The sequence below is a fragment of the Bordetella sp. BOR01 genome, assembly GCF_019218885.1.
Lineage (GTDB): Bacteria > Pseudomonadota > Gammaproteobacteria > Burkholderiales > Burkholderiaceae_B > Bordetella_A.
The window spans coordinates 128,478-151,121 of sequence record NZ_JAHUWT010000001.1; the positions used below are offsets into that span (position 1 = coordinate 128,478).

Here is a 22,644-nt window from a genome sequence, read left to right on the forward strand (position 1 = left end):
ATCTTGATCGAAAGCCGTGCTGCCCGGCACGGCCTGCCAGCAGGCTCAGTCCAGATGGATATCCAGCCGCCGGACGATCTCTCCGTAGCGTTGATAGTCGTTGCTGATCGCCTGGGTAAGTTCCTGCGGCGTACCGCCCAATCCCTCGGTGCCAAGTGCAGCCAGCTTTTGCCGCACCTCGGCGGACTGCATGACACGGGACACGCGCTGCGCTATTTTCTCGCGCAGGGCCAGGGGCGTGTCTGCCGGGGCCATCAGCCCGGACCAGGAAATGGCATCGCCGAATGAAAGCCCCGTGGCTTCTTTCAGGGTTTGCATATCGGGCATCAGGATCGAACGGGCTTCGGTGGCCATGCCCAGTGCCTGGACCTTGCCCGCCTCGATGAACGGCAGCGCGGCGGGAAGCTGTGCAAACATCACATCGACCTGGCCGCCCGCCACATCCGTGAGCGCCGCCGAGACGCTGTTGTAAGGGATATGAAGCATCTTGATGCCCGCGCGTTCGCTGAATATCTCGGCGGCCAGATGGGCCTGGCTGCCCACGCCCGGCGATGAATAAGTAATGCTGCCCGGCGGCTTGGCCTTGGCGGCGGCGATCAGCCCGTTGGCGTCGCGCACGCCCAGCGTCTTCGAGACCACCAGGACATTTGGCACTGCGCCAACCTGGCTGACAGGCGACAGGTCTTTCAGCACATCGAACGGCCGGTGGCGGTACAGGTGCGGATTCACCGCAAGGTCCGATACAGGCATTGAAACCAGGGTATATCCATCGGGCGCGGCTTTGACCACCAGTGTGGTGCCGATGGTGCCCACGCCGCCCGGCTTGTTCTCCACGATGACCGATTGATGCCATTCCTTCGCCAGCCCTTCGGCCATTACCCGTGCCAGGATATCGGCCGCGCCGCCTGCGCCATAAGGCACCACGATGCGTATCGGCCGGTCCGGATAGTCGGCGACCGGGTCGCCGGCATGCGCGGCCGGCAGCAGCAGGGTCAAAGCGGCGGCCAGGCCGGCCGTACCGAGTCGGATATTGAACATGATGATTTCCCCTTGTCATGCCATGGGCCCTCGGCAGGTTGCCGGGTGCCGGTTATGAAAGATCATGAAAATCGCCCGGGCGGGCGGTCCCTAATCGCAGTCCGGGCAGAACGAGGGCCGGCACATGGCGCGGGCGGTACGTTTCAGCGGGTCCCACTCCTGCAGCTTTCCCCATACGTTTTCCGCAAATGCCTGGGCCGAGGCCCGTAGTGCGCCCAGGTCGGTATCCGGGATGACGCTATCGCGCATTCTGACGACACCGTTGGTAATGACCAGGCTGACATCGTCCCCGACGCCGCATTCGACCAGGCTGCGGATCGGATCCCAGATAGGGCCATAGCGCAACACATCTTTTCTGGCGAGGTCGATAGCGATGATATCGGCGCGCGCTCCCGGCGCCAGCCGGCCGATATCCGCGCGGTCCAGAGACCGTGCGCCTCCCAGCGTGGCCGCCTCGAATACCTCTTCGGCGCTGGCGGCGGTCAGGTCATGGCTCATGACCTTGCCGTGATAGGACGCTGTGCGCATGTTCATGACCATATCGCGGGGGTAGGTGTCGCTGCCGATGGTCATGTTGATGCCCGCCTCGCGGTACTTTTTCCACGAGTCCAGCACGCGCGCCCGGCGCACGATGTTGATCGGGCAATGTGAAACGGAAACGCGGTTGCCGCCCATGCGCTGCAAGTCGCGCCCACCCGAATAGTTCAGCCTGGGGCTGTCGGAGATCAGGTTGGCGTGGCCGATGTTCAGCGACGGCGTCAGCATGTCCACGCTGTCCAGCAGTTCGATGGGGGTCTTGCGGTGTTGCCGGACGGTTTCGTAGAACTCGATGACGTTGTATCCGGCATGGGTTGCCATGGGAACGCCGAGTTCGCGAGCCGCCGCCACGGTTCTGCGCAGGATATCCACGCTGCAGTTTTCCACTTCGCGGGGCACCAGAATGCCATGTACCAGATCGTTGCCGTGCAGCTTGACGCGCTGTATGAAATCGACCGCGTCGTTGAACAGGTGCAGTCCGCCGTCCTGATAGGGTTCGCGCGTCAGATTGCCGTCCTGGTCCGAGGCCCAGCGCCCGCTGTCGTAGCCGGGTCCCAGGTAGCCGCGCACTCCCAGCGACTCGCACTGTTTCCATAGCGCTTCCTGGACCACGACGTGGCCACCCAGCTCGACGAAGGTCGTCACGCCGTTGCGCAGTAATTCGCTGATGGTGAAGGCCGCATGCAGCGCGATTCCGGGATCGGCCGCCGCTTCGTCGCGGGCAAGATAGTTGGGGTAGCCCTGGATCTTTGTCCCCGCGCGCGGAATCGTCACATCCATGTACGGCTGGCCGAATAGATCGGGACGGCCGGTATCGGCCAGAAGTTTGTGCAGGGCGCGATGGCCCGAATGGACATGCGTATCGATGAAACCAGGCGACACCAGCGAGCTGCTTGCGTCGATGATCTGGTCCACGGGTTCGGGGTAGTCGTGGCCCACGTAGACAATGCGCTCGCCCTCGTACACCACACAGGCATTGCGCAGGACCTCATGCCCTCCGTCTTTGAAGCCGACCACCCAACCGCCATCTATCCGGGTTCTCATTTCAATTGCTCCTGCATTCAGCTGTCCAAAAAAATCGCGGGGCGGTGTGCCTGGCCTGGCCAATGGCCTTCACACCGCTTTATGATCAGTATGCTGAATATTTAGGAGTGCAGTGTCAACAATATGCCCTGTGCCGCAAGCCCGGCCAGAAGCCGCCTCGGTACCCGCGCGCCCATTGCGGCGGAGCGAAAATCCGGTAATTTCGGGGTTCCTCCATCATCTCGATAGGGGGCGTTTTATCGGTGCTCGTGCCACTTAAGAACATGGCTATTTCGATTCCGATGCGGAATAGTTGATTATCACGATGTCCGGCCTTGCTCGCGCCGTTCCCGGGGAAGCCTCATGATCGCGAAGAATGTCGATTTGAATTTGCTGCTGGTATTTGATGCGGTGCTTGCCGAAAAGAATGTCACCCGCGCCGCCAGGCGCCTTGGCGCCAGCCAGTCGGCCGTCAGCAAAGGGCTGGCGCAGTTGCGCATCGTTTTTGGCGACGCGCTGTTCCTGCGCGACGGGCGCGGTGTGGTTCCGACCCACAAGGCCCTTGAAATCGCCGAGCATGTGCGTCAGGCGATACTGGCGCTGAATGCGCTGGTTTCGCCCGCCGATGCTTTCGACGCGCAGACGGCGCGGGCCCACTTCGATATCGGCGCCACCGATTACGTCTCGCTGGTATTGCTGCCCGTCCTGGTGCGCAAATTAAGCGAAGTAGCCCCGGCCGTGTCACTGACCGTGCACGCAATCGATCACTGGATGCCCGAAGAAATGCTATTGGCCGGCAAGGCCGATCTGGTGCTGTCGTCGGTGTCGGCCGTCACGTTTCCCCTGTACCGGCAGGCCTTGTTCGATGACGGATATGTTTGCCTGTGCCGCGAACACCATCCGCTGTTGGCCGATACCTTGACGGTTGAGCAGTTCGCTTCTTGCCGGCATCTTTCGATGCCGCGGCAGAACGGCGCCCGCGAACGAGTGCTGCAGGATGTCATGCAGCGGATGGGCGTGTCGCGCGAAGTGACTGTGCAGGTTCCGCACATGCTGGCCATTCCCGCGACGCTGGCGGCCACCGACCTGATCGCCACGTTGGCGCTCAGAGTGGCGCGAACTTTCGCCCAGCTGCACGCTTTGCGCATCGTGCCGCATCCCCTGCCGCTCGGTTCATTCTCGGTATCTCAGATATGGCACGACCGCACGCACAAGAGCGCGCCGCAACAATGGCTGCGTGGGGTGATCGCCAGCGTGGCTGCCGGCTTGTGATCGCATGGCCGGGCGGGCTACCATGCCATCAGGGGTGTTCAAGCGCATTGCCGTCGCTGCGGCCGTCCGCACACAGGAGGCTACTTCATGACTGATCCATCCTTGCCGCGCCTGGGCGCGCAGGCCGTGTTGTCCGGCCTGGCCGGCTGGCAGGCGCACGCCGAGCGCGATGCCATTCAGAAGACTTTCAAATTCAAGGATTTCAACGCCGCCTTCGGTTTCATGGCGCGCGTGGCGTTATACGCCGAAAAGCTGGACCACCACCCGGAATGGTTCAACGTGTACAACCGCGTCGATGTGGTACTGGCCACGCATTCGGCCGGTGGCGTCACCGAGCTGGATGCGCGCATGGCGCGTTTCATGAATGACGCGGCCGCGCCCATGGGCGCGGCCGGCAAGGCCGGCTAGACCGGCCATTCCGTGCTGGCGCAAGCGCTAGCCGCGCACGTAGTAGATGCGCATGGCCTGCTGGCGTTCGGAGGGATCCAGCACCTGGATGCGCACGGAACGCGGCGTGAAGCCTTCGGGCATCTCGGCCGCGCCTTGCGCCACCTGGTAGCGGCCCAGGCTGACTTCGATGGGGTCGAGTTCGATGGTGCCCGAACGGCCGTTGCGGTAGACGCCCTGTACCGCCAAGTGCAGCGTGCCCTTGAAGGCGGGGCCATCGCTGCTTTCGCGCATCAGCAGCACTTGGTAGTTCAGCTTGCCCGGATCACGGTTGAACGAGCCTGAACGCACGCCGATATCGGTGCCACGCGGGTCGGGCGGAATGGCGTTCTGGAAGATCAGGAATTCCCGGTTCAGTTCCTGCATGCGGGCGCGGGCCTGTTCCAGTTCGGTCGTGGCCTGGTCGCGGGTGGTCTGGTTGGAGTCGCGCTGTTCGGTGGCCTCGGCAAGCTCGGTGCGCAGGCGCTGGCGGTCGAGGTTGGCGGCGTTCAGCTCGGATTGCAGTTGCTCGGACTGCTCGGCCGTCAGGCGCTGCGGTCCGTAATTGGCCTGCAGGAACAAGACGCCGCCGGCGCCCAGGCCTATGCCCACCAGCAGCAACACCAGCCAGCGCGGCATGCGGCGCGTGCGTTTGCCGGGCTGATAGACCGAAGGTTTGAAAACGGCCCGTTGCGAGCGTCCGAACATGCCCATGCGAAAACCCTGTATTTAATTGACGTGTGTTACCAGCAGATGGCCGGCCAACCCTAGAGAATAACGCGTGCCTGCCAATACAGGTTACGTCAGACAAGTCTGGTTGCCTACGTACGGCTTGGAAACACCTTGTTCAGGCGGGCATCCAGCGCCGCCAGGCGCTGCGGCGTGCCCACGTCAGTCCAGGCGCCGGCATGATGGGTGCCCAGCACCATGCCACGCGCCATGGCCTGGCGCAACAGGGGCGCCAGCGGCGCGGCCATGCCTGTTGCCAGGCCATCGAACAGGGCGGGCCGGTACAGGCCGATGCCCGCGAAGGTCAGCCGTCCGGGCCCATCGGTGCCGGCCCGGCCGTCGGCCGACAGGCTGAAATCGCCCTGCGGATGATGAGCGGGGTTATCCACCAGCAACAGCCAGGCGTCGGCCTGCATGGCATCCAGGCGGCGCGCCTGGGGGGCCGCCTGGGCGGGGTCCCAGTCGCACCAGATGTCGCCATTGACCACCAGGAACGGCTGCCCGCCCAGCAAGGGCAGCGCCTGGGCGATGCCGCCAGCGGTTTCCAGCGCGTTGGGCTCGGCGGAATACGCAATGCGCACGCCGTATCGGCTGCCATCGCCCAGGGCGGCCGGCAGTTGTTCGCCCAGCCAGGCATGGTTGATGACGATGTCGCGGATGCCGGCCGCGGCCAGGCGCTCGATATGCCACACGATCAGCGGCTTGCCGCCGGCCGGCAGCAGCGGCTTGGGCGTATGGTCGGTCAGGGGCCGCATGCGCTCGCCGCGCCCGGCGGCCAGGATCATGGCATGCATCAGAAGGTGTACCCCGCACGCACTTCGAGCTTGTCCAGTTTGTCGAGCAGGCGCAGCAGGGGCGTGAATGCGCCGTAGCGCTGCGCCACCTGGCGCACGTAGCCGTTGACGCGCGGCATGTGCGCCAGGTAAGCCGGCTTGCCGTCGCGATGGTGCAGGCGCGCGAAGACACCCAGGATGCGCAGGTTGCGCTGCAGGCTCATCCATTCGTAGGCCTGGTGGAAGACCGCGAAATCGCTGTCGACCGGCAAGCCGGCCGCGCGCGCCATTTCCCAGTAGCGCACCGCCCAATCCAGCTGCTGCGGCTCTTCCCAGGTGGTGCGGGCGTCGGTAACCAGCGAGGCCAGGTCGTAGGTGATGGGGCCGGCCAGGGCATCCTGGAAATCCAGGATGCCCGGATTGGGGCCGTAGGCGGGGTCGTCGCACACCATCAGGTTGGGCGAATGGAAATCGCGGTGCACCAGCACCGGGTGCTGCGCGGAGTTGGCGCCGGACAGCAGGCCGAAGATGTGCTGCAGCGCGGCCGCGGTCTTGTCATCCAGCTGCACGCCATGGTGCCGTGCCACGTACCATTCGGGAAACAGGTCGAGCTCGGCGGCCAGGCGCGCGCGATCATAGGTGGGCAGGCCATCGGTGCGGGCCTGCTGCATACTGACCAGCGCCGCCAGCGCATCGCGGTACAGGGTCTGCAACTGGGCGTCGGACAGGCCGTCCTGGATACGCTGGTAATACGTGTCGTGTCCCAGGTCGGACAGCAGCAGCAGGCCCCGGGCCGGGTCTTGTGCCAGCACCTGGGGCACGTTCAGGCCGGCCTGCCGCAGCAGGTTGCCCACGTGCAGGAATGGGCCGACGTCTTCGTGCGGGGGCGGGGCGTCCATCACGATCAGCGTACGGGTGCCGGCGGCCAGGCGGAAATAACGCCGGAAGCTGGCATCGCTGGACGCGGGCCGCAGGGTGTCGGGTGCCAGGCCAAGGCTGGCGGGCAGGGTGTCCAGCCAGGCATGTACCTGGGTCAGGCGCGGATCGTGGTCGGTGCTCAAGAGGGCCGTCTCGAAAGTGCGGTAGGGTTTGGTTGCGAACCGCGCGCGCCCCCGTGGCGAGGATGGCGCGCGGCTTCTCTATAATACCGGGTCGTTCCCGTCGGCACGCGGTTTTGCGCGTGTCGTGCCCGGGCCACCACCGCCGCCATGCGTGTCCGCGCCGGGGCGGGTGTTTCTGTCGATAAGGTTTGCATTCACGGTGCATATGGTCCGGTGGTTGATCCTCTCTGCTGTCAGCTTGGCCGGGGCCGTTCACGCCCAGGGCAGCCAGGGAACTGTCCCGCCCGCCGACAAGCCCCAGTTGCGCCAGTCGATCCAGTTGCGCGAATCGCCCGGCTTGCGCGTGCACCAGTTGACCGACGACCAGATCCCCGTCTTCACGGAAGCCGATCACCTGAAAGGCGACCCGGATGCCAACATCACCCTTACCGGCTCGGCCCAGGTGCGCCGCATCGACGGCGTGGTCAAGGGCGAGCGCATCGACTACGGCAGCGATACCGGTGAGGTCGACATCCAGGGCAGCGCCCGCCTGATGCGCGACGGCACCCTGGTAACCGGCCCGGCCGCGCAGTTCAACATCGACACCGACAGTGGCGAAATCGAATCGCCCGACTTCTGGATCGGCGCCAGCGGAGGCTTTGCCCGCGCCGAAAAGGCCGAGATCTTCAGTCGTTCGCAAATGCGGCTGACCACCGTGCAATACAGCGGCTGCCCGTGCCCCAATCCGGCCTGGTACATCAAGGCCGACAGCGTCGACCTCGATTTCGACGAAAACGAGGGCGTGGCGCGCAACGGCGTACTGTATTTCAAGGATGTGCCGCTGCTGGCCTCGCCCTACCTGACCTTCCCGGTCAAGAAAGAACGCAAGTCGGGCTTCCTGGTGCCCACCTATGGCCTGACCAGCAAAAGCGGCATCGACATATCGGTGCCTTACTACTTCAACCTGGCGCCCAACTACGACCTGACCCTGCAGCCCCGCTACCTGAGCAAGCGCGGCCCGCAACTGGGCGCCGAATTCCGCTACCTGGGCGGCTCGTATGCGGGCAACGTGGTCGGCACCTACCTGTCCAGCGACAACGAAACCGGCGATTCCCGCTGGATGTTCCGCTCGCGGCACCAGCAACTGCTGGGCGGCGGCTTCTACGCCGACTGGGATTTCGCCAAGGTTTCCGACGACAACTACTTCCGCGACTTTTCCACGCTGGGGCTGAACGAGGCCTCCACGACCTACCTGCCGCAGCGGGGCCGGGTAGGCTGGAGCAACCGCTACTGGCAGTCGTACGCGCAGGTCTACAAGTACCAGACCCTGCAAGATCCCGACGCCCCGTTGGCACCGCCCTACGACAAGGTGCCCGAGCTCTACCTGCAGGGCGCGCGCTACGACACGGGCGGCTTCGACCTCGAATGGACCAGCACCGCCGTGCGCTTCGAGCAGCCGCTGCTCAACCGGGTGCGCCTGGGGCCCGACGGCGACCGGCTCCAGACCTACGCCACCGCCGAGTATCCCATCGTGCGCCCGGGCTGGTTCGTGGTTCCGAAGGTGGGCATCAACTACACCCAATACCAGACCGACTGGTATCGCCTGTCCGATAATCCGCGCTCCATGTCGCGCACCGTGCCTATTTTCTCGGTGGACGCCGGCATGGTCTTCGAGCGCGATACCACCCTGTTCGGCAACGATTCCATCCAGACGCTCGAGCCGCGCCTGTACTACTTGCGCGTTCCGTATCGCGACCAATCCAAGATCCCGGTGTACGACACCACGCTGGCCAACTTCAGCTTCGACCAGGCCTTCCAGGAAAACATCTACACGGGCGGCTGGGACCGCATCGCCAACGCCAACCAGCTCACCGCTGCCCTGACCACCCGCTGGCTCGATGCCGACACTGGCTTCGAGCGCCTGTCGCTGTCGGCGGCGCAGCGCCTGTACTTTGAAGACCAGCGCGTCACCCTGCCAGGCGAGACGCCGCGCGACAACGTGCGCTCCGACTTCCTGGTGGCGGCCGGCGCGGCCCTGACCGACACGCTCAGCACCGAAGTGGCGGCGCAGTACGATCCCTATCGCAACAACTGGTCGCGCGGGTTGATCAGCGCGCGCTGGCGGCCCCAGCGCCTGACGTCGGTGGCGCTGTCGTACCGTTACCAGCGCGACCCGCTGCCCGGCGTGGCCTACCAGCCGCGCGGCCAGGACCAGATCAGCCTGGCGTTCCAGTGGCCGTTCAGCGAACGCTGGTACGGGGTGGGGCGCATCGATTATTCCCTGCGTACCGAAGCGGCCACGGCGACCTCCGCGCGCGAGTCGCCACGCATCACCCAGGCTATCGCCGGCCTGGAATACAAGGGCGATTGCTGCTGGACCGGCCGTGTCGTGTTCCAGCGCTACGCCGTGTCGGCTTCCGATGCCAATACGGCGCTGTTCTTCCAACTGGAACTGAGCGGCCTGGGCTCGCTGGGTACAGATCCCATGAGCCTGCTGAACAAGAGCATCCCGGGGTATCAGCCTGTGACGCCTCCGACGCCTCAGGGCACGACATTTGAAAGGTATGAATGATGCGTAGCTTGCACCTCTTGCGCCGGCTGCCCGGCAACCTGCTGGTTCTGGCCGCCTGCGCCGGCGTTTCCGCCGTGCATGCACAGCAGCCGCCCAGGCCGCAGCCTCCTGCTGCCGGCGCCAAGCCGGGGGCGGCTGCAAGCCAGCCCGTGCAGCCGCGAGAACAGTTCGTCGACGGCATCGCTGCCGTGGTCAACAAAGATGTGATCACGCTGCGTGAAGTCGACAGCGCCGCGCTCCGCGCCACCGAAGACCTGAAGCACCGCGGCATCCAGGTGCCGCCGCCGGAAATCCTGCGCAGGCAAGTGCTGCAAAGCCTGATCATGGACCGCCTGCAAAAGCAAGAGGCCGACCGCCTGGGGATCCGTGTCAACGATGCGCAGATCGACCAAGCCATCGAGACCATCGCCGGGCGCAACCGCATTCCGGCGGCGCAGATGCGCACCGAGATCGAAAAATCCGGCATTTCGTGGGCCCAGTACCGCGAATCCCTGGCGAGCGACATCCGCATGAACCGCCTGCGCCAGCGCGCGGTGGATTCCAACATCATCATCACCGATGCCGAGGTCGACGCTTTCCTGAAAGACCGCGAGCACAATCCCAGCGCCGGTGCCGGCATGAACGCTCCGGCGCCCGGCCAGCCGGCCCCGCCATCGGCGCCGCCGGCCCAATCCGGGCCCGAGCAGGTGGCGCTGGCGCAGATACTGGTGCGCGTGCCCGAAGGTGCCAGTTCGACCGATGTGGCGGCCTTGCGCAAGAAAGCCGAAGGCATACTGGCGCAGTTGAAGCAGGGCGGCGATTTCGCAAGCCTGGCGGCCTCGTCGTCCGATGGCCCCGAAGCGCTGCAAGGCGGTGTCATGGGCGCGCGCCCGCTCGACGGCTGGCCCGACCTGTTCGTCAAGGCGATTGCATCGCTGCAGCAGGGCCAGGTCAGCGGCCTGGTCCAAAGCGGCAACGGCTTTCATATCCTGAAGGTGCTGGACCGGGCCGGCGGCCGCGCCGCTGCGCCCCAGCAACCGGCCGCACCCCAGCAGCCGGCGGCACCCCAGACACCGGTAGCGCCCCAGCCGGGCGCGGGCATGCCGGCCCACCAAGGCCCGGTCCAGGTTACGCAAACGCACGCACGGCATATCCTGATCAAGACCTCGGCCGTCATGAGCGACGACCAGGCCCGCCAGCGCCTGGAGCAGATCCGCCAGCGCATCGTCAATGGCGGCGCGTCGTTCAGCGACATGGCCCGCCAGTATTCGCAGGACGCCAATGCGCCGCAGGGCGGCGATCTGGGCTGGGTCAACCCCGGCGAGATGGTGCCCGCGTTCGAGCAGGCCATGAATGCGTTGTCGGTGGGCGGCATCAGCCAGCCTGTGCTGTCGCCGTTCGGATGGCACCTGATCCAGGTCGAAGAGCGCCGCGAGCACGATGTCAGCGATGAACTGCAGCGCATGCAGGCGCGCCAGATCCTGTTCGAGCGCCGCGCCGAGCCGGCCTTCGAAGACTGGCTGGCGCAATTGCGCAACGAGGCCTACATCGACAACCGCCTCGAAAAGCAAGACCGCCTCGAGCAGAACAACCAGTGAACACGGCCGTGAGCCCATCATGAGCAGGCACCAGGCGCGCAAGCGCTTTGGGCAACACTTCCTGACCGACGAAAGCGTGGTCGACGGCATCGTGCGGGCCATTGCGCCCGCGCGCGATGACCGCGTGGTCGAGATCGGCCCGGGTCTGTCGGCCCTGACGCAGCCCCTGCTGCGCGGCCTGGCTCACCTGACCGTGGTCGAGATCGACCGCGACCTGGCGGCGCGCCTGCGCAACAAATATCCGCCCGAGCACCTGACGGTGATCGAGGCCGATGCCCTGACCGTGGATTTCGCCAGCCTGGGCGAACGCCTGCGGGTGGTCGGCAACTTGCCCTACAACATCTCCAGCCCGCTGCTGTTTCACCTGATGCCAGCCGCCGACAGAGTGCGCGACCAGCATTTCATGCTGCAGCGGGAAGTCATCGACCGCATGGTGGCCCAGCCCGGCAGCGCCGATTACGGCCGGCTGTCGGTCATGCTGCAATCGCGCTACCGCATGGACAAGCTGTTCGACGTGCCGCCCGAAGCCTTCGACCCGCCGCCCCGGGTGGTGTCGGCGGTGGTGCGCATGGTGCCGCTGCCCGCCGACCGCTTGCGTCCGGCCAGCGATGCGGCCTTGCAGGCCGTGGTGGCGCGGGCGTTTGCACAGCGCCGCAAGATGCTGCGGCGCGGCCTGGGCGACTGGGCCGCGCTGGTGCCCTGGGAAGCCCTGGATATTGCGCCCACGGCGCGCGCCGAGGAAGTGTCGGTCGAGAAATTCATCCGCCTGACCGACGCATTGCTGCAAGCCGGCGCGCTACCCGCCTAGGGCCGTTCAGCGGCAGGCCTTCGCGATAAAACCGGGGCGGGCCCGCCTACAGCATGCGCTTGCTGGCCGCCAACCATAGCTGGGTAACATCGCGGGCGCGGTCGCACAGGTACTGCGCCGCGTTTTCGCATGCCTGTTGCAGGCTGACCGGCCCAGGGGCCAGGCTGAACGCCGCGGTGATGCCGCCAGCGTGCAGGTCTTGGTAGCCTTCGCCCAGCGAGCCCGCCAGTGCCACCACCGGCACCCCCGCCTGCCGCGCAATGCGCGCGACCCCGGCTGGCGTCTTGCCGCGCAGGGTCTGGGCGTCCATGCGGCCTTCGCCGGTGAAGGCCAGCGCCGCGCCTTCCATGGCCTGCGCCAGCTTGCCCAGTTCGGCGACCACTTCCACGCCGGGGCGAAAGCGCGCGTCCAGGAAGGCGTGCGCAGCGTAGCCCAGGCCGCCAGCGGCGCCGGCGCCCGGCGCATCGCGTACGTCGCGGCCCAGGTGGCGTGCGCAGACATCGGCCAGCCGTGCCAGGCTGCGGTCCAGCAGCTCGACTTGGTCGGGCGATGCGCCTTTTTGCGGGCCGAACGTGTGCGAGGCGCCGTGCGGTCCGCACAAAGGGTTGTCGACGTCCGAGGCGATATCGATCTGGACGTCGGCCAGGCGCCGGTCCAGGCCCTGGGTATCGATATGGTCGAGCTGCTGCAAGGCGCCGCCGCCAGGCGGCAGGTCGCAGCCATCGGCGTCCAGGAAGCGCACGCCCAGGGCCGCCAGCAGGCCGGCGCCGCCATCGTTGGTGGCCGATCCGCCCAGGCCCAGGATGATGCGGCGCGCACCCGCATCCAGCGCGGCGCGCAGCAGTTCGCCCACGCCGCCGCTGCTGGCGCGCAGCGGGTCGCGTCGTTCGGGCGGGGTTTGTTCCAGGCCGGCAGCGGCGGCCATTTCGATGACGGCCGTGCCGTCGTCCAGCCAACCCCATGCGGCCTGCAGCGATTCGCCCAGCGCGCCGCTGACGGGAGTGGTGCGCCACTGGCCGCCGGTGGCGGCCAATACCGCGGCCACCGTGCCTTCGCCGCCATCGGCCATGGGTACGCATAGCGTTTGCGCGCCAGGGTAGGCCTGCTTGATGCCGCGCTCGATGGCAGCCGCGGCGTTGGGGGCGGACAGGCTTTCTTTGAACGAATCGGGGGCGATGACGATTTTCACGGAAGTCGGTGGCAAGAGTGCAACGTAGTCGGATCGAGTATGCCCATAATACCCGCGGCCGGGGCGGGCGTCGTACCATAGCGAATTCGTCGTTTCGCCTGAGGGATATCCATGTCCGTATTGCGCCGCACCAAAATCGTCGCCACGCTGGGGCCATCCACGTCCACGCCCGAGCAACTGGAAGCGCTTGTGCGGGCCGGCATCGATGTCGCCCGGCTGAATTTCTCGCACGGCACGGCCGACGACCACCGCGAGCGGGCGCGCCTGGTGCGCGAGATCGCCGCGAAGCAGGGCCGCTTCGTGGCCCTGATGGGCGACTTGCAGGGCCCCAAGATCCGCATCGCGCGCTTTGCCGACAAGCAAGTGGTGCTGCGCGCCGGGCAGCCGTTCACGCTGTCGAACAGCTATCCCAAGGACGCCGGCGATGCCTCCATCGTGGGTATCGACTACCCCGAACTGGTGCAAGACTGCAAGCCAGGCGATGAGCTGCTGCTGGACGACGGCCGCGTGGTGCTGGTGGTGGATCGCATTGTCGACGATGCGGTGCACACCACCGTTACGGTGGGCGGCCCCTTGTCGAACAACAAGGGCATCAACCGGCGCGGCGGCGGCCTGTCGGCGCCCAGCCTTACCGATAAAGACCGCGCCGATATCCTGGTGGCGGCCGAGCTCGAGCTGGACTACGTGGCGGTTTCGTTTCCGCGCTATGGACGCGATATCGACGAGGCCCGCCAATTGGTGCGCGCCGCCGGCAGCGAGGCCTGGATCATCGCCAAGATCGAGCGCGCCGAGGCCGTGGTCGACGACGAGGCGCTCGATTCGCTGATCCGCGCCAGCGACGGCGTCATGGTGGCGCGCGGCGACCTGGGTGTCGAGGTAGGCGATGCCGAACTGGTGGGTATCCAGAAGCGCATCATCCAGCATGCGCGCACGTTGAACAAAGTGGTGATCACGGCCACCCAGATGATGGAATCGATGATCTCAAGCCCGCTGCCCACGCGGGCCGAGGTCTCGGACGTGGCCAATGCGGTGCTGGACTACACCGACGCGGTGATGCTGTCGGCCGAAAGCGCATCGGGGCAATTTCCGGCCGAAGCTGTGCAGGCCATGGCGCGGGTCTGCCTGGGCGCCGAAAAGCATCCGACCACCACGCATTCGCATCACCGGCTGGGCGAGACGTTCTCGCGCTGCGACGAAACCATCGCCCTGGCGGCAATGTACGCGGCCAACCATTTTCCCGGCGTCAAGGCCATTGTTGCGTTGACGGAAAGCGGCCATACCCCGCTGATCATGTCGCGCATCCGTTCGGGGGTGCCCATTTACTGCTACAGCCCGCACAGCCAGACCCAGCATCGGGTGGCGATGTTCCGCGGCGTGTACACGGTGCCGTTCGACCCAGCCGCGTACGACCCGGCCGAGCTCAGCAATGCCGCCATCGACGAACTGAAAAAGCGCGGCCGTGTGCAGGCGGGCGACTGGGTCATCCTGACCAAGGGCGATTTCTACCGCGACAGCGGTGGAACCAACGGCATGAAGATCCTGATGGTGGAATGACGCCGGCGGCAACCCGGGGCCATGCATGCCGCCGCATGCATGGCCAACCCGGCTGCGCGGCAATGCCGCACACCCTTCACCCAAAGAACCAGTAGCAAACCCCGATAGACGCCAGCACCCCGGCCAGGTCTGCCGCCAGCGCACACCCCACGGCATGGCGCGCGCGCAGGATGCCTACCGACCCGAAGTACACCGCCAGTACGTAGAACGTGGTCTCGGTGCTGCCCTGCATGACCGCGGCCAGCAGGGCCGGGAAGCTGTCGACGCCGAAGTGGGTCATGGTTTCCAGCATCATGGCGCGTGCCGCGCTGCCCGAAAACGGCTTGACCAGCGCGGTCGGCAAGGCGTCGACGAAGCGCGTGTCCCAGCCCGCCGCATGCGCCAGCCAGCGCACGCCGTCCAGCGCGATATCCAGCGCGCCCGAGGCCCGCAGCACGCCCACCGCGCACAGCATGGCCACCAGGTAGGGCAGCAGGCTCTTGGCGACGTCGAAGCCTTCCTTGGCACCGGCGATGAAGGTCTCGTAGACCGGCACCCGCTTCCAGGCGCCCACCAGCAAGAAGGCCAGCAACACGCCGAACAGCGTCAGGTTGCCCAGCAGCGATGACAGGCTGGCGATGGCGGTGGCCGACATGCCCGCCAGGACGGCCATGAAGCCGCCCAGCAGCAAGGCGGCGCCGCCCAGCCAGGCCAGCGCCACCGGATCGTACAGTTTCAGGCGCTGGCAGGCCGCGACGGCAAGCAGGCCGGTCAGGGTCGAGGCACTGGTGGCCAGCAGGATGGGCAGGAAGACCAGGGTGGGGTCGGCCGCGCCTTGCTGGGCCCGGAACATGAACAGCGTGACCGGCAGCAAGGTCAGCGACGATGCATTGAGCACCAGGAACAGGATCTGCGCGTTGCTGGCGGTCTCGGGCTTGGGGTTGAGTGTCTGCAGCTCGCGCATGGCGCGCAGGCCGATGGGCGTGGCGGCGTTGTCCAGGCCCAGGCCGTTGGCGGCGAAGTTCAGGGTAATGAGGCCGATGGCCGGGTGGCCGCGCGGTACCTCGGGCATCAGCCGGGCAAACAGCGGCCCCAGCAACGCGGCCAGCTTCTCGACCAGGCCGGCGGCCTCGGCGATGCGCAGGAAGCCCAGCCACAGCGTCAGCGTGCCGAACAGCAGCACCATGACTTCGACCGAGACGCGCGCCATGTCGAACAGGCTGGCGACGATCTGGCGAAACACGTCGGCATCGCCCACGGCGAACCAGCGATACAGGCCCGCGGCGGTGGCAACAAGGAAGAAACCCAACCAGAGCTTATTGAGCATGATGGAAGACAAGGGCGGCGTGGAAATGGCCGGTCGCGGCGAGGCTCATTGTCGCAGACTTGGCCCTTGGGGGATGTCAGCCACGCGTCAATTCTGTTAACTTGGACCGGTACGTGCACTTCATAAAAGGTTGAACATGGATTTCAACGCCTGGCGCCGCCGCCGCATTTCCGACCCCGCCTACCGTTGGGCCCGTGGCGCAATGCCGGGCTTGTCCGATACCGAACGCGAAGCCATCGAGGCAGGCGACGTCTGGTGGGACGCCGACTTGTTCACCGGCGACCCCAACTGGAACAAATTGCTGGCCGTGCCGCAGGCCACCCTGACCGCGGCCGAACAACAGTTCCTGGACGGCCCGGTGGCACAGCTGTGCGCCATGCTCAACGAATGGGACATCACCTGGGTCCACGGCGACCTGCCCGAACCCGTCTGGCGCTTCATGCGCGAGCAGCGCTTCTTCGGCATGATCATTCCGCAGTCGTACGGCGGGCTTGGGTTCTCGCCCTACGCGCATTCCGAAGTCGTGCGCCGTATTTCCGCCCATTCCGTCACGGCCGGCGTGACCGTGATGGTGCCCAATTCGCTGGGGCCCGGCGAACTGCTGCTGCAATTCGGCACGCCCGAGCAGCGCGACCATTGGCTGCCGCGCCTGGCCGACGGCACCGAGGTGCCTTGCTTTGGCCTGACCAGCCCCGAGGCCGGCTCGGATGCCGCCTCGATGACCGACACCGGCGTCGTGTGCCGGCAGACGATAGACGGCCAGGAAGTGCTGGGTATCCGCCTGAACTGGCACAAGCGCTACATCACGCTGGGGCCCGTGGCCACCGTGCTGGGGCTGGCGTTCAAGCTGCAAGATCCCGACGGCCTGCTGGGCGGGCCGGCCGATATCGGCATTTCGGTGGCGTTGGTGCCCACCGACGCGCCGGGCGTCAGCATCGGCCGCCGCCATCTGCCGTCCATGCAGGTGTTCCAGAACGGCCCCAACCAGGGCCAAGACGTCTTTGTGCCGCTCGATGCCCTGATCGGCGGGCCGGCCAAGGCCGGCCATGGCTGGCAGATGCTGATGAGCGCGCTGGCCGCCGGCCGCGGCATTTCGCTGCCGTCGCTGTCGGCCGCCGCGGCGGTGTACTGCGCCCACGTCACCGGCATGTACGCGCGCGTGCGGCAGCAGTTCGGCATCCCGGTGGGCCGCTTCGAGGGCGTGCAGGAAAAGCTGGGCCGCCTGGCCGCCAATGCCTACCTGGTCGAAGCCGCGCGCCGGCTGACCTGCGCGGCGCTGAACCAGGGCCAGAAGCCGGCGGTGGTCTCGGCCATCATGAAATACCACGCCACCGAACGCATGCGCGAATCCGTCAACGACGCCATGGACGTCCATGGCGGCAAGGCGGTCATCGATGGCCCCTCGAACTACCTGGGCTCGCTGTATCGCGCCGTGCCCATTGCCATTACCGTCGAGGGCGCCAACATCCTGACGCGCTGCCTGATCATCTTCGGCCAGGGCGCCATACGCGCGCATCCTTACCTGATGCGTGAAGTCATGGCGCTGGGCGACAGCGACGAGGCGCGCGGCGCGCAAGCGTTCCATGACGTCTTCTGGAAGCACATGGGGCATGCGGCGAAGAACGCCTTGCGTGCCTGGGGGCGTGCCTGGACGGGCGGCCTGCTGGCGCGGGCGCCCGCCACCGGCCCCACCGCCCGGCATTACCGGCGCCTGAGCCGCTATGCCTCCGCCTTCGCGCTATTGGCCGACGCGGCCATGGGGTCGCTGGGCGGGGCGCTGAAGCGCCGCGAAATGTTGTCGGGGCGCCTGGGCGATATCCTGGCCGAACTCTACCTGCTGTCGGCCGTGCTCAAGCGCTGGGAAGACGAAGGACGCCGCCACGCCGACCTGCCGCTGGTGCATTGGTGCATGGATGACGGCTGCGCTCGCCTCGAATCCCGTATCGACCTGGTGCTGGCCAACCTGCCGTCGCGCCCGCTGGCCTGGTTGCTGCGCGTGATGGTGCTGCCCGTGCGGCTGAACCGCGGGCCCGGCGATGCCCTGACACGCGACTGCGCCGACCTGTTGCTGGCCCCTTCGGCCACGCGCGACCGGTTGGTTGCCGACCTGCAGCGCGGCGAAGGCGCGGATGTGCTCGCGCAGCTCGAGCGGGCCTTTGCGCTGGTCGATGCCGTACAGCCGCTGCACGACCGCCTGCGCCGCGAGGGCGTGCGCGATTGGCGCGAGGCCCATCGCGGCGGTGCCATCAACGACGAGCAGGCACGCCAGATCGAGGCCGCCGAAGCGGCCGTGGCGCAAGTGGTGGCGGTGGACGATTTCGCGCCAGGGGCGTTCGAGCGCAAGCCGGCGTAAGCCAGGCTGCCACAACCAGAATGGTGCCTGGTCCCGTGCGGGCCAGGCACTTTTTCGTATGCATGCGCCGCGCGCAAGGCCGGGCGGGCAAGCCTGTTGACGCACGCCGGACGATCGATCTAGTTATCAAAAAAAACGAAAAATCGATCGATATATTTCATTTGTATGAAATAGAGCGCCGCTGATACTGTTCCTGCGTCGTGCTTGCCAAGCATTGCCGCCCTTGCTCCACCAGAATCATCAATGGCGCAGGAATGAACGCCTACGGGCGGTAGCCGGCGCCCGACATCCCCACACTGTCCTTGGACGGCGACCTCAATACATACAACATGACGAGATCCATCGCTTTTTCCAGTTTGGCAGAACTTGCGCAAGGCTTGCGCCAGAAGCAATACACGTCCGTTGAAGTGACCCGGTGCTTCCTGGACCGGATAGCGCGGCTGGACGGCACGGCGCACGCTTACATCGCCGTGTTCGAAGAAGCCGCGTTGCGGCAGGCACAGGCGGCAGACAGCCAGCGCAGCAGCGGCCTGCCTTTGCCGCCTTTGCATGGCTTGCCCATCGCCATCAAGGACCTGTGCGAAATCGAAGGGCAGGTCACCACGGCAGGCGCCGCCGCGTGGCGGGCACGCCGCAGCGAGACCACCGCGACGGCAGTCGAACGCCTGCAGGCGCAAGGCATGATCCTGCTGGGCAAGCTGCATATGTCCGAGTTCGCTTTCAGCGGCTGGGGGGCCAACCAGCCGATGGGGACGCCGCGCAATCCCTGGGACTGGCGCGGCGAGCATCGGGTGCCGGGCGGATCGAGCAGCGGATCGGGCGTGGCGGTAGCGGCAGGCCTGGCGCCGGCCGCGCTGGGGTCCGACACGGGAGGGTCCGTACGCATTCCGGCGGCGTTGAATGGCGTTACCGGCCTGAAGCCAACCTATGGCCTGGTAAGCGGGTACGGCTGTATTGCGCTGTCGACTTCCATGGACTGCCTGGGCCCGCTGACGCGCAGCGCCGAAGACGCGGCGTTGCTGGCACGCGCCTTGGCCGGAACGGACCCGCGCGATGCCACGACCCGGTTCCAGCCCTGGAACTGGAGTGCCGCCATGCCGCCCGACAGCGCGTTGCGATTGAAGATAGGGGTGATGGCACCCGGCCAGTATCCCTGGCCGGTCGATCCCGCGGTCCAGCGTGCCACGGACGAGGCCATTGCGGTGTTCCGGTCGATAGGCGCGTACATCGACTATGTGGAACTGCCCTTCGACCTGCCCGGCCTGTACCGGAACTGGAGCACGATCACCAGCGCGGAAGCCTACCGGCAGCACGCCAGCTATATCCACGATGCCGAGCTGCCGTTCGACCCCTGGGTCAGGCAGCGGGTGATCGCCGGGCAGGCAGTAACCGGTAGCGCGTATATCGCCGCGCAAGAGCATCGGGCACGGACTATCGCGGCATTCGACGGCTGGATGCGGCGATACGACCTGTTGCTGACTCCCACGGTGCCCATGGCCGCCTGCACGCTGCAGGAAGTGGACGAGGCCGCCACCCCGTTGGGGACCTTGACGCGGTGGGTGAATTATCTGGGCACCTGCGCGCTTTCCTTGCCGGCGGGGTTCTCTGCCCAGGGGTTGCCTGTCGGCGTGCAACTGGTGGCAAGACCTTGGCAAGAGGCCCTGCTGTTATGGGCGGGGCAAGCGTTCCAGCAGCAAACCGACTGGCACCGGCATATGCCGCAAGGCCTGTAATCACAACAAGACAAGAGGAAAGCGAAATGGCAGCACACATGGCAGTGCAGTTGATGAGCAACGGCCGTCGCGCGGCCTCGCGTTGGATGCGGCGCGCCGTTTGCGCGGCCGCCTTGATCGGCGCGACGGGGGCGGGCCCGATGGCCGGGGCCCAGACGCAAGGTGGAACCTTGCACGCGGTCGCCCAGCCGGAACCGCCGGTCGTCATGATCGCGGTCAACCAGCAGACGTCGACCACCTATGTCGCCAGCAAGATGTTCGAAAGCCTGCTGACTTATTCGTTCGACTTGAAGCCCGTCCCGTCGCTGGCGAAGTCCTGGAAGATCTCCGACGACGGCCTGGTCTACACCTTTTATCTGCAGCCCGGCGTCAAGTGGCATGACGGCAAGCCCTTCACGGCCGACGACGTGGTTTTCTCGGTGGACAAGTTCCTGCGCAAAGTGCATCCGCGCTCGCGCGGCGTTATCAATACCTTCATCGAATCGATTACCGCCATTGACGACCTGACGGTGGAATTCAAGCTGAAGCAGCCTTTTTCGCCGTTCCTGGCGATGTTTACCAACGACAGCATGCCCATCGTTCCCAAGCATCTGTACGACGGCACGGACTACTTGAGCAATCCCGCCAACCAGGCACCCGTGGGAACCGGCCCGTTCAAGTTCCAGGAATGGAAGAAAGGGTCGCATATCGTGCTGGTGCGCAACCCAGACTATTGGCGCAAAGGGCAGCCCTATCTGGACAAGATCGTATTCCATGTGATTCCCGATGCCGCCTCGCGGGCGGTGGCGTTCGAGAACAACGTGGTCCAGGTCATGCGCAGCCTGGATGTCGACAATGTCGACGTGAAGCGGCTGGGTGCCATGCCGGGTGTCGATAGTTCGAGCCAGGGCTGGGAAATGCTGTCGCCGCAAGCGTTCATGGTCATGAACCAGCGCAAGCCGCCGTTCGACAACGTCAAGGTCCGGCAGGCCGTCATGCACGCGATCAATCGCGATTTCATCGTGAAGAACATCTTCTTCGGACTGGCGCGCGTGGCCACCGGCCCGGTCTCGTCCACCACCCCGTTCTACGACAAGGACGTGCCGGCCTTTGACTACAACCCCGAAAAGGCCAAGGCCCTGATCGAGGAGTCCGGCGTGGATGTGGCCGCCACGCCCATCAAGCTGCTGGCTTCGGGTTCGACGTATGGGTCGGCATGGGACCGGCTGGACGAGTACCTGCGGCAGAGCCTGGAACAGGTGGGCTTCGAAGTCGAGATCGACCCCGTGGACAACGCCGGCTGGGTGCAGCACCTGTCCAATTTCGACTTCGACCTGGCGTTGAACTGGACCGCGCAGTATGGCGACCCGGGCTTGGGCGTGTCGCGGCTGTTCTTGTCGAGCAATATCGTCAAGGGCTCGCCGTTCGTCAATAACGAAGGCTACCGCAATCCCAGGGTGGATGAACTGTTGAACCAGGCCGCCGCGGAAGTCAGCCCCGCAGCGCGCCAGAAGCTGTATTCGGAAGCGCAGAAGATCCTGGTGTCCGATGTTGCGCTCGGCTATCTGTTCGAGTTCCGTAACTTGACCTTCTACCGCAGCAATATCAAGAACCTGGTCACCACCGGGATCGGCCTGAACGAGTCGTTCGCCGACGTCAGCATCGAAAAGTAGGGCCGTGCGCAACGGCCGTCGCGCCATTTCCCCACTGAAGTTCGACCGTCAAACAAGGATGTGGCATCTTGAAATTCGCATCATTTCTCGTTTCCAGGCTCGCCAAGGTGGTGCTGGTGGTGCTGGGCGTGGTCATTATCAATTTCATCCTGATCCACCTGGCCCCGGGCGACCCGGCCTCGATCATGGCGGGAGAATCGGGCGCGTCGGATCCCGGCTACGTCAATGAACTGCGCCAGAAGTTCGGCCTGGACCAGCCCATATACCGCCAGCTGCTGATCTACCTGCAGGGGGTCGCCCAGCTGGACCTGGGCTATTCGTACCGCAGCCGCCTGCCCGTGCTGGACCTGATCCTCGACCGCCTGCCCGCCACGCTGCTGCTGATGGGCTGTGCGTTTGTCTTTTCGATTGTGCTGGGCGTGCTGCTGGGCGTGCTGGCGGCGCAAAGCCGTTATACCCAGCGCCGCAAATGGCTGGACAGCGCCATCATGTCGGCGGCACTGGTGCTGTATGCCACGCCGCTGTTCTGGTTGTCCCTGCTGGCCATCATTCTCTTTTCGGTCATGCTGGGATGGCTGCCGGCCTTCGGCATGGAATCGGTCGGCGCAGGCCTGAGCGGCATGGCGCACGTGCTGGATGTCGTCAGGCACCTGGTGCTGCCGACTGTGTCCCTGGGGTGTTTCTTCATGGCGATCTACGCGCGGCTGACGCGCGCATCCATGCTCGAGGTCATGGGCATGGATTTCGTCAAGACCGCACGCGCCAAAGGGGTGCCGGCCGGCCAGATCATCCGCAAGCATGTGTTGCGCAACGCGCTCTTGCCCGTGGTGACCTTCGCGGGCATACAGCTGGGCCAGATGGCGGGCGGCGCCGTCCTGACCGAGACAGTGTTTGGCTGGCCGGGAATCGGCCGCCTGATGTTCGACGCCCTGCTGCAGCGCGATTATCAAGTGCTGCTGGGCGTGTTCCTGGTGACATCGGTCATGGTGGTGGTGTTCAACCTGATTACGGATCTGTTCTATCGCTGCATCGATCCGCGCATAGAACTCGGGAGCTGATCCA

At 65.8% G+C, this 22,644-nt stretch carries 17 protein-coding genes; 10 read left to right on the forward strand and 7 right to left on the reverse strand.

Annotation, left to right across the window (positions count from 1 at the left end; all coding sequences use genetic code 11):
* Positions 1-45: 45 nt before the first annotated feature.
* Entirely contained in the window at positions 46-1,038 is a 993-nt protein-coding gene (locus KW845_RS00615) for a tripartite tricarboxylate transporter substrate binding protein (RefSeq protein WP_218367260.1), read from the reverse strand.
* 90 nt (positions 1,039-1,128) lie between these two features.
* A complete protein-coding gene (locus KW845_RS00620; protein ID WP_218367261.1) occupies positions 1,129-2,619 on the reverse strand; it encodes a chlorohydrolase family protein in 1,491 nt (496 codons plus the stop codon).
* A 342-nt stretch (positions 2,620-2,961) separates the two neighbouring features.
* Here KW845_RS00620 and KW845_RS00625 point away from each other — a divergent pair, with 342 nt between their 5' ends.
* Both KW845_RS00625 and KW845_RS00630 read left to right on the forward strand, forming a co-directional pair.
* Positions 2,962-3,870, forward strand: a complete 909-nt coding sequence (locus KW845_RS00625) for a LysR family transcriptional regulator (protein WP_218367262.1) — start codon at positions 2,962-2,964, stop codon at positions 3,868-3,870.
* An 87-nt stretch (positions 3,871-3,957) separates the two neighbouring features.
* Entirely contained in the window at positions 3,958-4,278 is a 321-nt protein-coding gene (locus tag KW845_RS00630) for a 4a-hydroxytetrahydrobiopterin dehydratase (RefSeq protein ID WP_218367263.1), read from the forward strand.
* 27 nt (positions 4,279-4,305) lie between these two features.
* Here the strand turns inward: KW845_RS00630 and KW845_RS00635 are convergent, their stop codons facing one another.
* The 3 genes from KW845_RS00635 to KW845_RS00645 form a co-directional block, all read right to left on the reverse strand.
* The gene (locus KW845_RS00635) at positions 4,306-5,010 is read right to left on the reverse strand and encodes a DUF6776 family protein (RefSeq protein ID WP_255592277.1); all 705 of its coding nucleotides are present in this window, start codon (positions 5,008-5,010) and stop codon (positions 4,306-4,308) included.
* Between the two features lie 107 nt (positions 5,011-5,117).
* A complete protein-coding gene (murU, locus tag KW845_RS00640) occupies positions 5,118-5,819 on the reverse strand; it encodes an N-acetylmuramate alpha-1-phosphate uridylyltransferase MurU (RefSeq protein ID WP_218367264.1) in 702 nt (233 codons plus the stop codon).
* On the reverse strand, positions 5,819-6,859 hold the full coding sequence (locus KW845_RS00645) for an aminoglycoside phosphotransferase family protein (RefSeq protein ID WP_218367265.1): 1,041 nt from the start codon (positions 6,857-6,859) through the stop codon (positions 5,819-5,821). The genes murU and KW845_RS00645 overlap by 1 nt, the downstream gene beginning before the upstream one ends.
* Positions 6,860-7,058: 199 nt before the next feature.
* On the opposite strand from KW845_RS00645, the gene KW845_RS00650 reads away from it, so the two are divergent.
* From KW845_RS00650 to rsmA, 3 genes are read left to right on the forward strand one after another with little or no spacing between them, the layout of a single operon-like run.
* Positions 7,059-9,410 (forward strand): LPS-assembly protein LptD, encoded by a 2,352-nt coding sequence (locus tag KW845_RS00650; RefSeq protein WP_218367266.1) that lies wholly within the window; start codon positions 7,059-7,061, stop codon positions 9,408-9,410.
* The gene (locus KW845_RS00655; RefSeq protein WP_218367267.1) at positions 9,407-10,987 is read left to right on the forward strand and encodes a peptidylprolyl isomerase; all 1,581 of its coding nucleotides are present in this window, start codon (positions 9,407-9,409) and stop codon (positions 10,985-10,987) included. Before KW845_RS00650 ends, KW845_RS00655 begins: the two co-directional genes overlap by 4 nt.
* Positions 10,988-11,006: 19 nt before the next feature.
* On the forward strand, positions 11,007-11,795 hold the full coding sequence (gene rsmA / locus KW845_RS00660) for a 16S rRNA (adenine(1518)-N(6)/adenine(1519)-N(6))-dimethyltransferase RsmA (RefSeq protein WP_218367268.1): 789 nt from the start codon (positions 11,007-11,009) through the stop codon (positions 11,793-11,795).
* 46 nt (positions 11,796-11,841) lie between these two features.
* Here rsmA and KW845_RS00665 read toward each other — a convergent pair whose 3' ends face one another.
* Positions 11,842-12,984: a glycerate kinase gene (locus tag KW845_RS00665; protein WP_218368563.1), complete on the reverse strand. Its 1,143-nt coding sequence runs from the start codon at positions 12,982-12,984 to the stop codon at positions 11,842-11,844.
* A gap of 111 nt (positions 12,985-13,095) precedes the next feature.
* On the opposite strand from KW845_RS00665, the gene pyk reads away from it, so the two are divergent.
* Positions 13,096-14,538, forward strand: a complete 1,443-nt coding sequence (gene pyk / locus KW845_RS00670; RefSeq protein WP_218367269.1) for a pyruvate kinase — start codon at positions 13,096-13,098, stop codon at positions 14,536-14,538.
* 76 nt (positions 14,539-14,614) lie between these two features.
* On the opposite strand, the gene KW845_RS00675 is transcribed toward pyk, so the two are convergent.
* Positions 14,615-15,844: a nucleoside recognition domain-containing protein gene (locus tag KW845_RS00675; protein ID WP_218367270.1), complete on the reverse strand. Its 1,230-nt coding sequence runs from the start codon at positions 15,842-15,844 to the stop codon at positions 14,615-14,617.
* A gap of 136 nt (positions 15,845-15,980) precedes the next feature.
* On the opposite strand from KW845_RS00675, the gene KW845_RS00680 reads away from it, so the two are divergent.
* The 4 genes from KW845_RS00680 to KW845_RS00695 all read left to right on the forward strand — a co-directional run bounded on the left by KW845_RS00680 (position 15,981) and on the right by KW845_RS00695 (position 22,640).
* Positions 15,981-18,197, forward strand: a complete 2,217-nt coding sequence (locus KW845_RS00680) for an acyl-CoA dehydrogenase (protein ID WP_218367271.1) — start codon at positions 15,981-15,983, stop codon at positions 18,195-18,197.
* A gap of 329 nt (positions 18,198-18,526) precedes the next feature.
* Positions 18,527-19,930 carry an amidase gene (locus KW845_RS00685; RefSeq protein WP_218367272.1) on the forward strand — a complete coding sequence of 468 codons (1,404 nt, stop codon included), beginning with the start codon at positions 18,527-18,529 and terminating at the stop codon, positions 19,928-19,930.
* A gap of 86 nt (positions 19,931-20,016) precedes the next feature.
* The gene (locus tag KW845_RS00690) at positions 20,017-21,582 is read left to right on the forward strand and encodes an ABC transporter substrate-binding protein (protein ID WP_255592438.1); all 1,566 of its coding nucleotides are present in this window, start codon (positions 20,017-20,019) and stop codon (positions 21,580-21,582) included.
* 68 nt (positions 21,583-21,650) lie between these two features.
* Positions 21,651-22,640, forward strand: coding sequence for an ABC transporter permease (locus KW845_RS00695; RefSeq protein WP_218367273.1), 990 nt, complete (start codon positions 21,651-21,653; stop codon positions 22,638-22,640).
* Positions 22,641-22,644 lie beyond the last annotated feature (4 nt).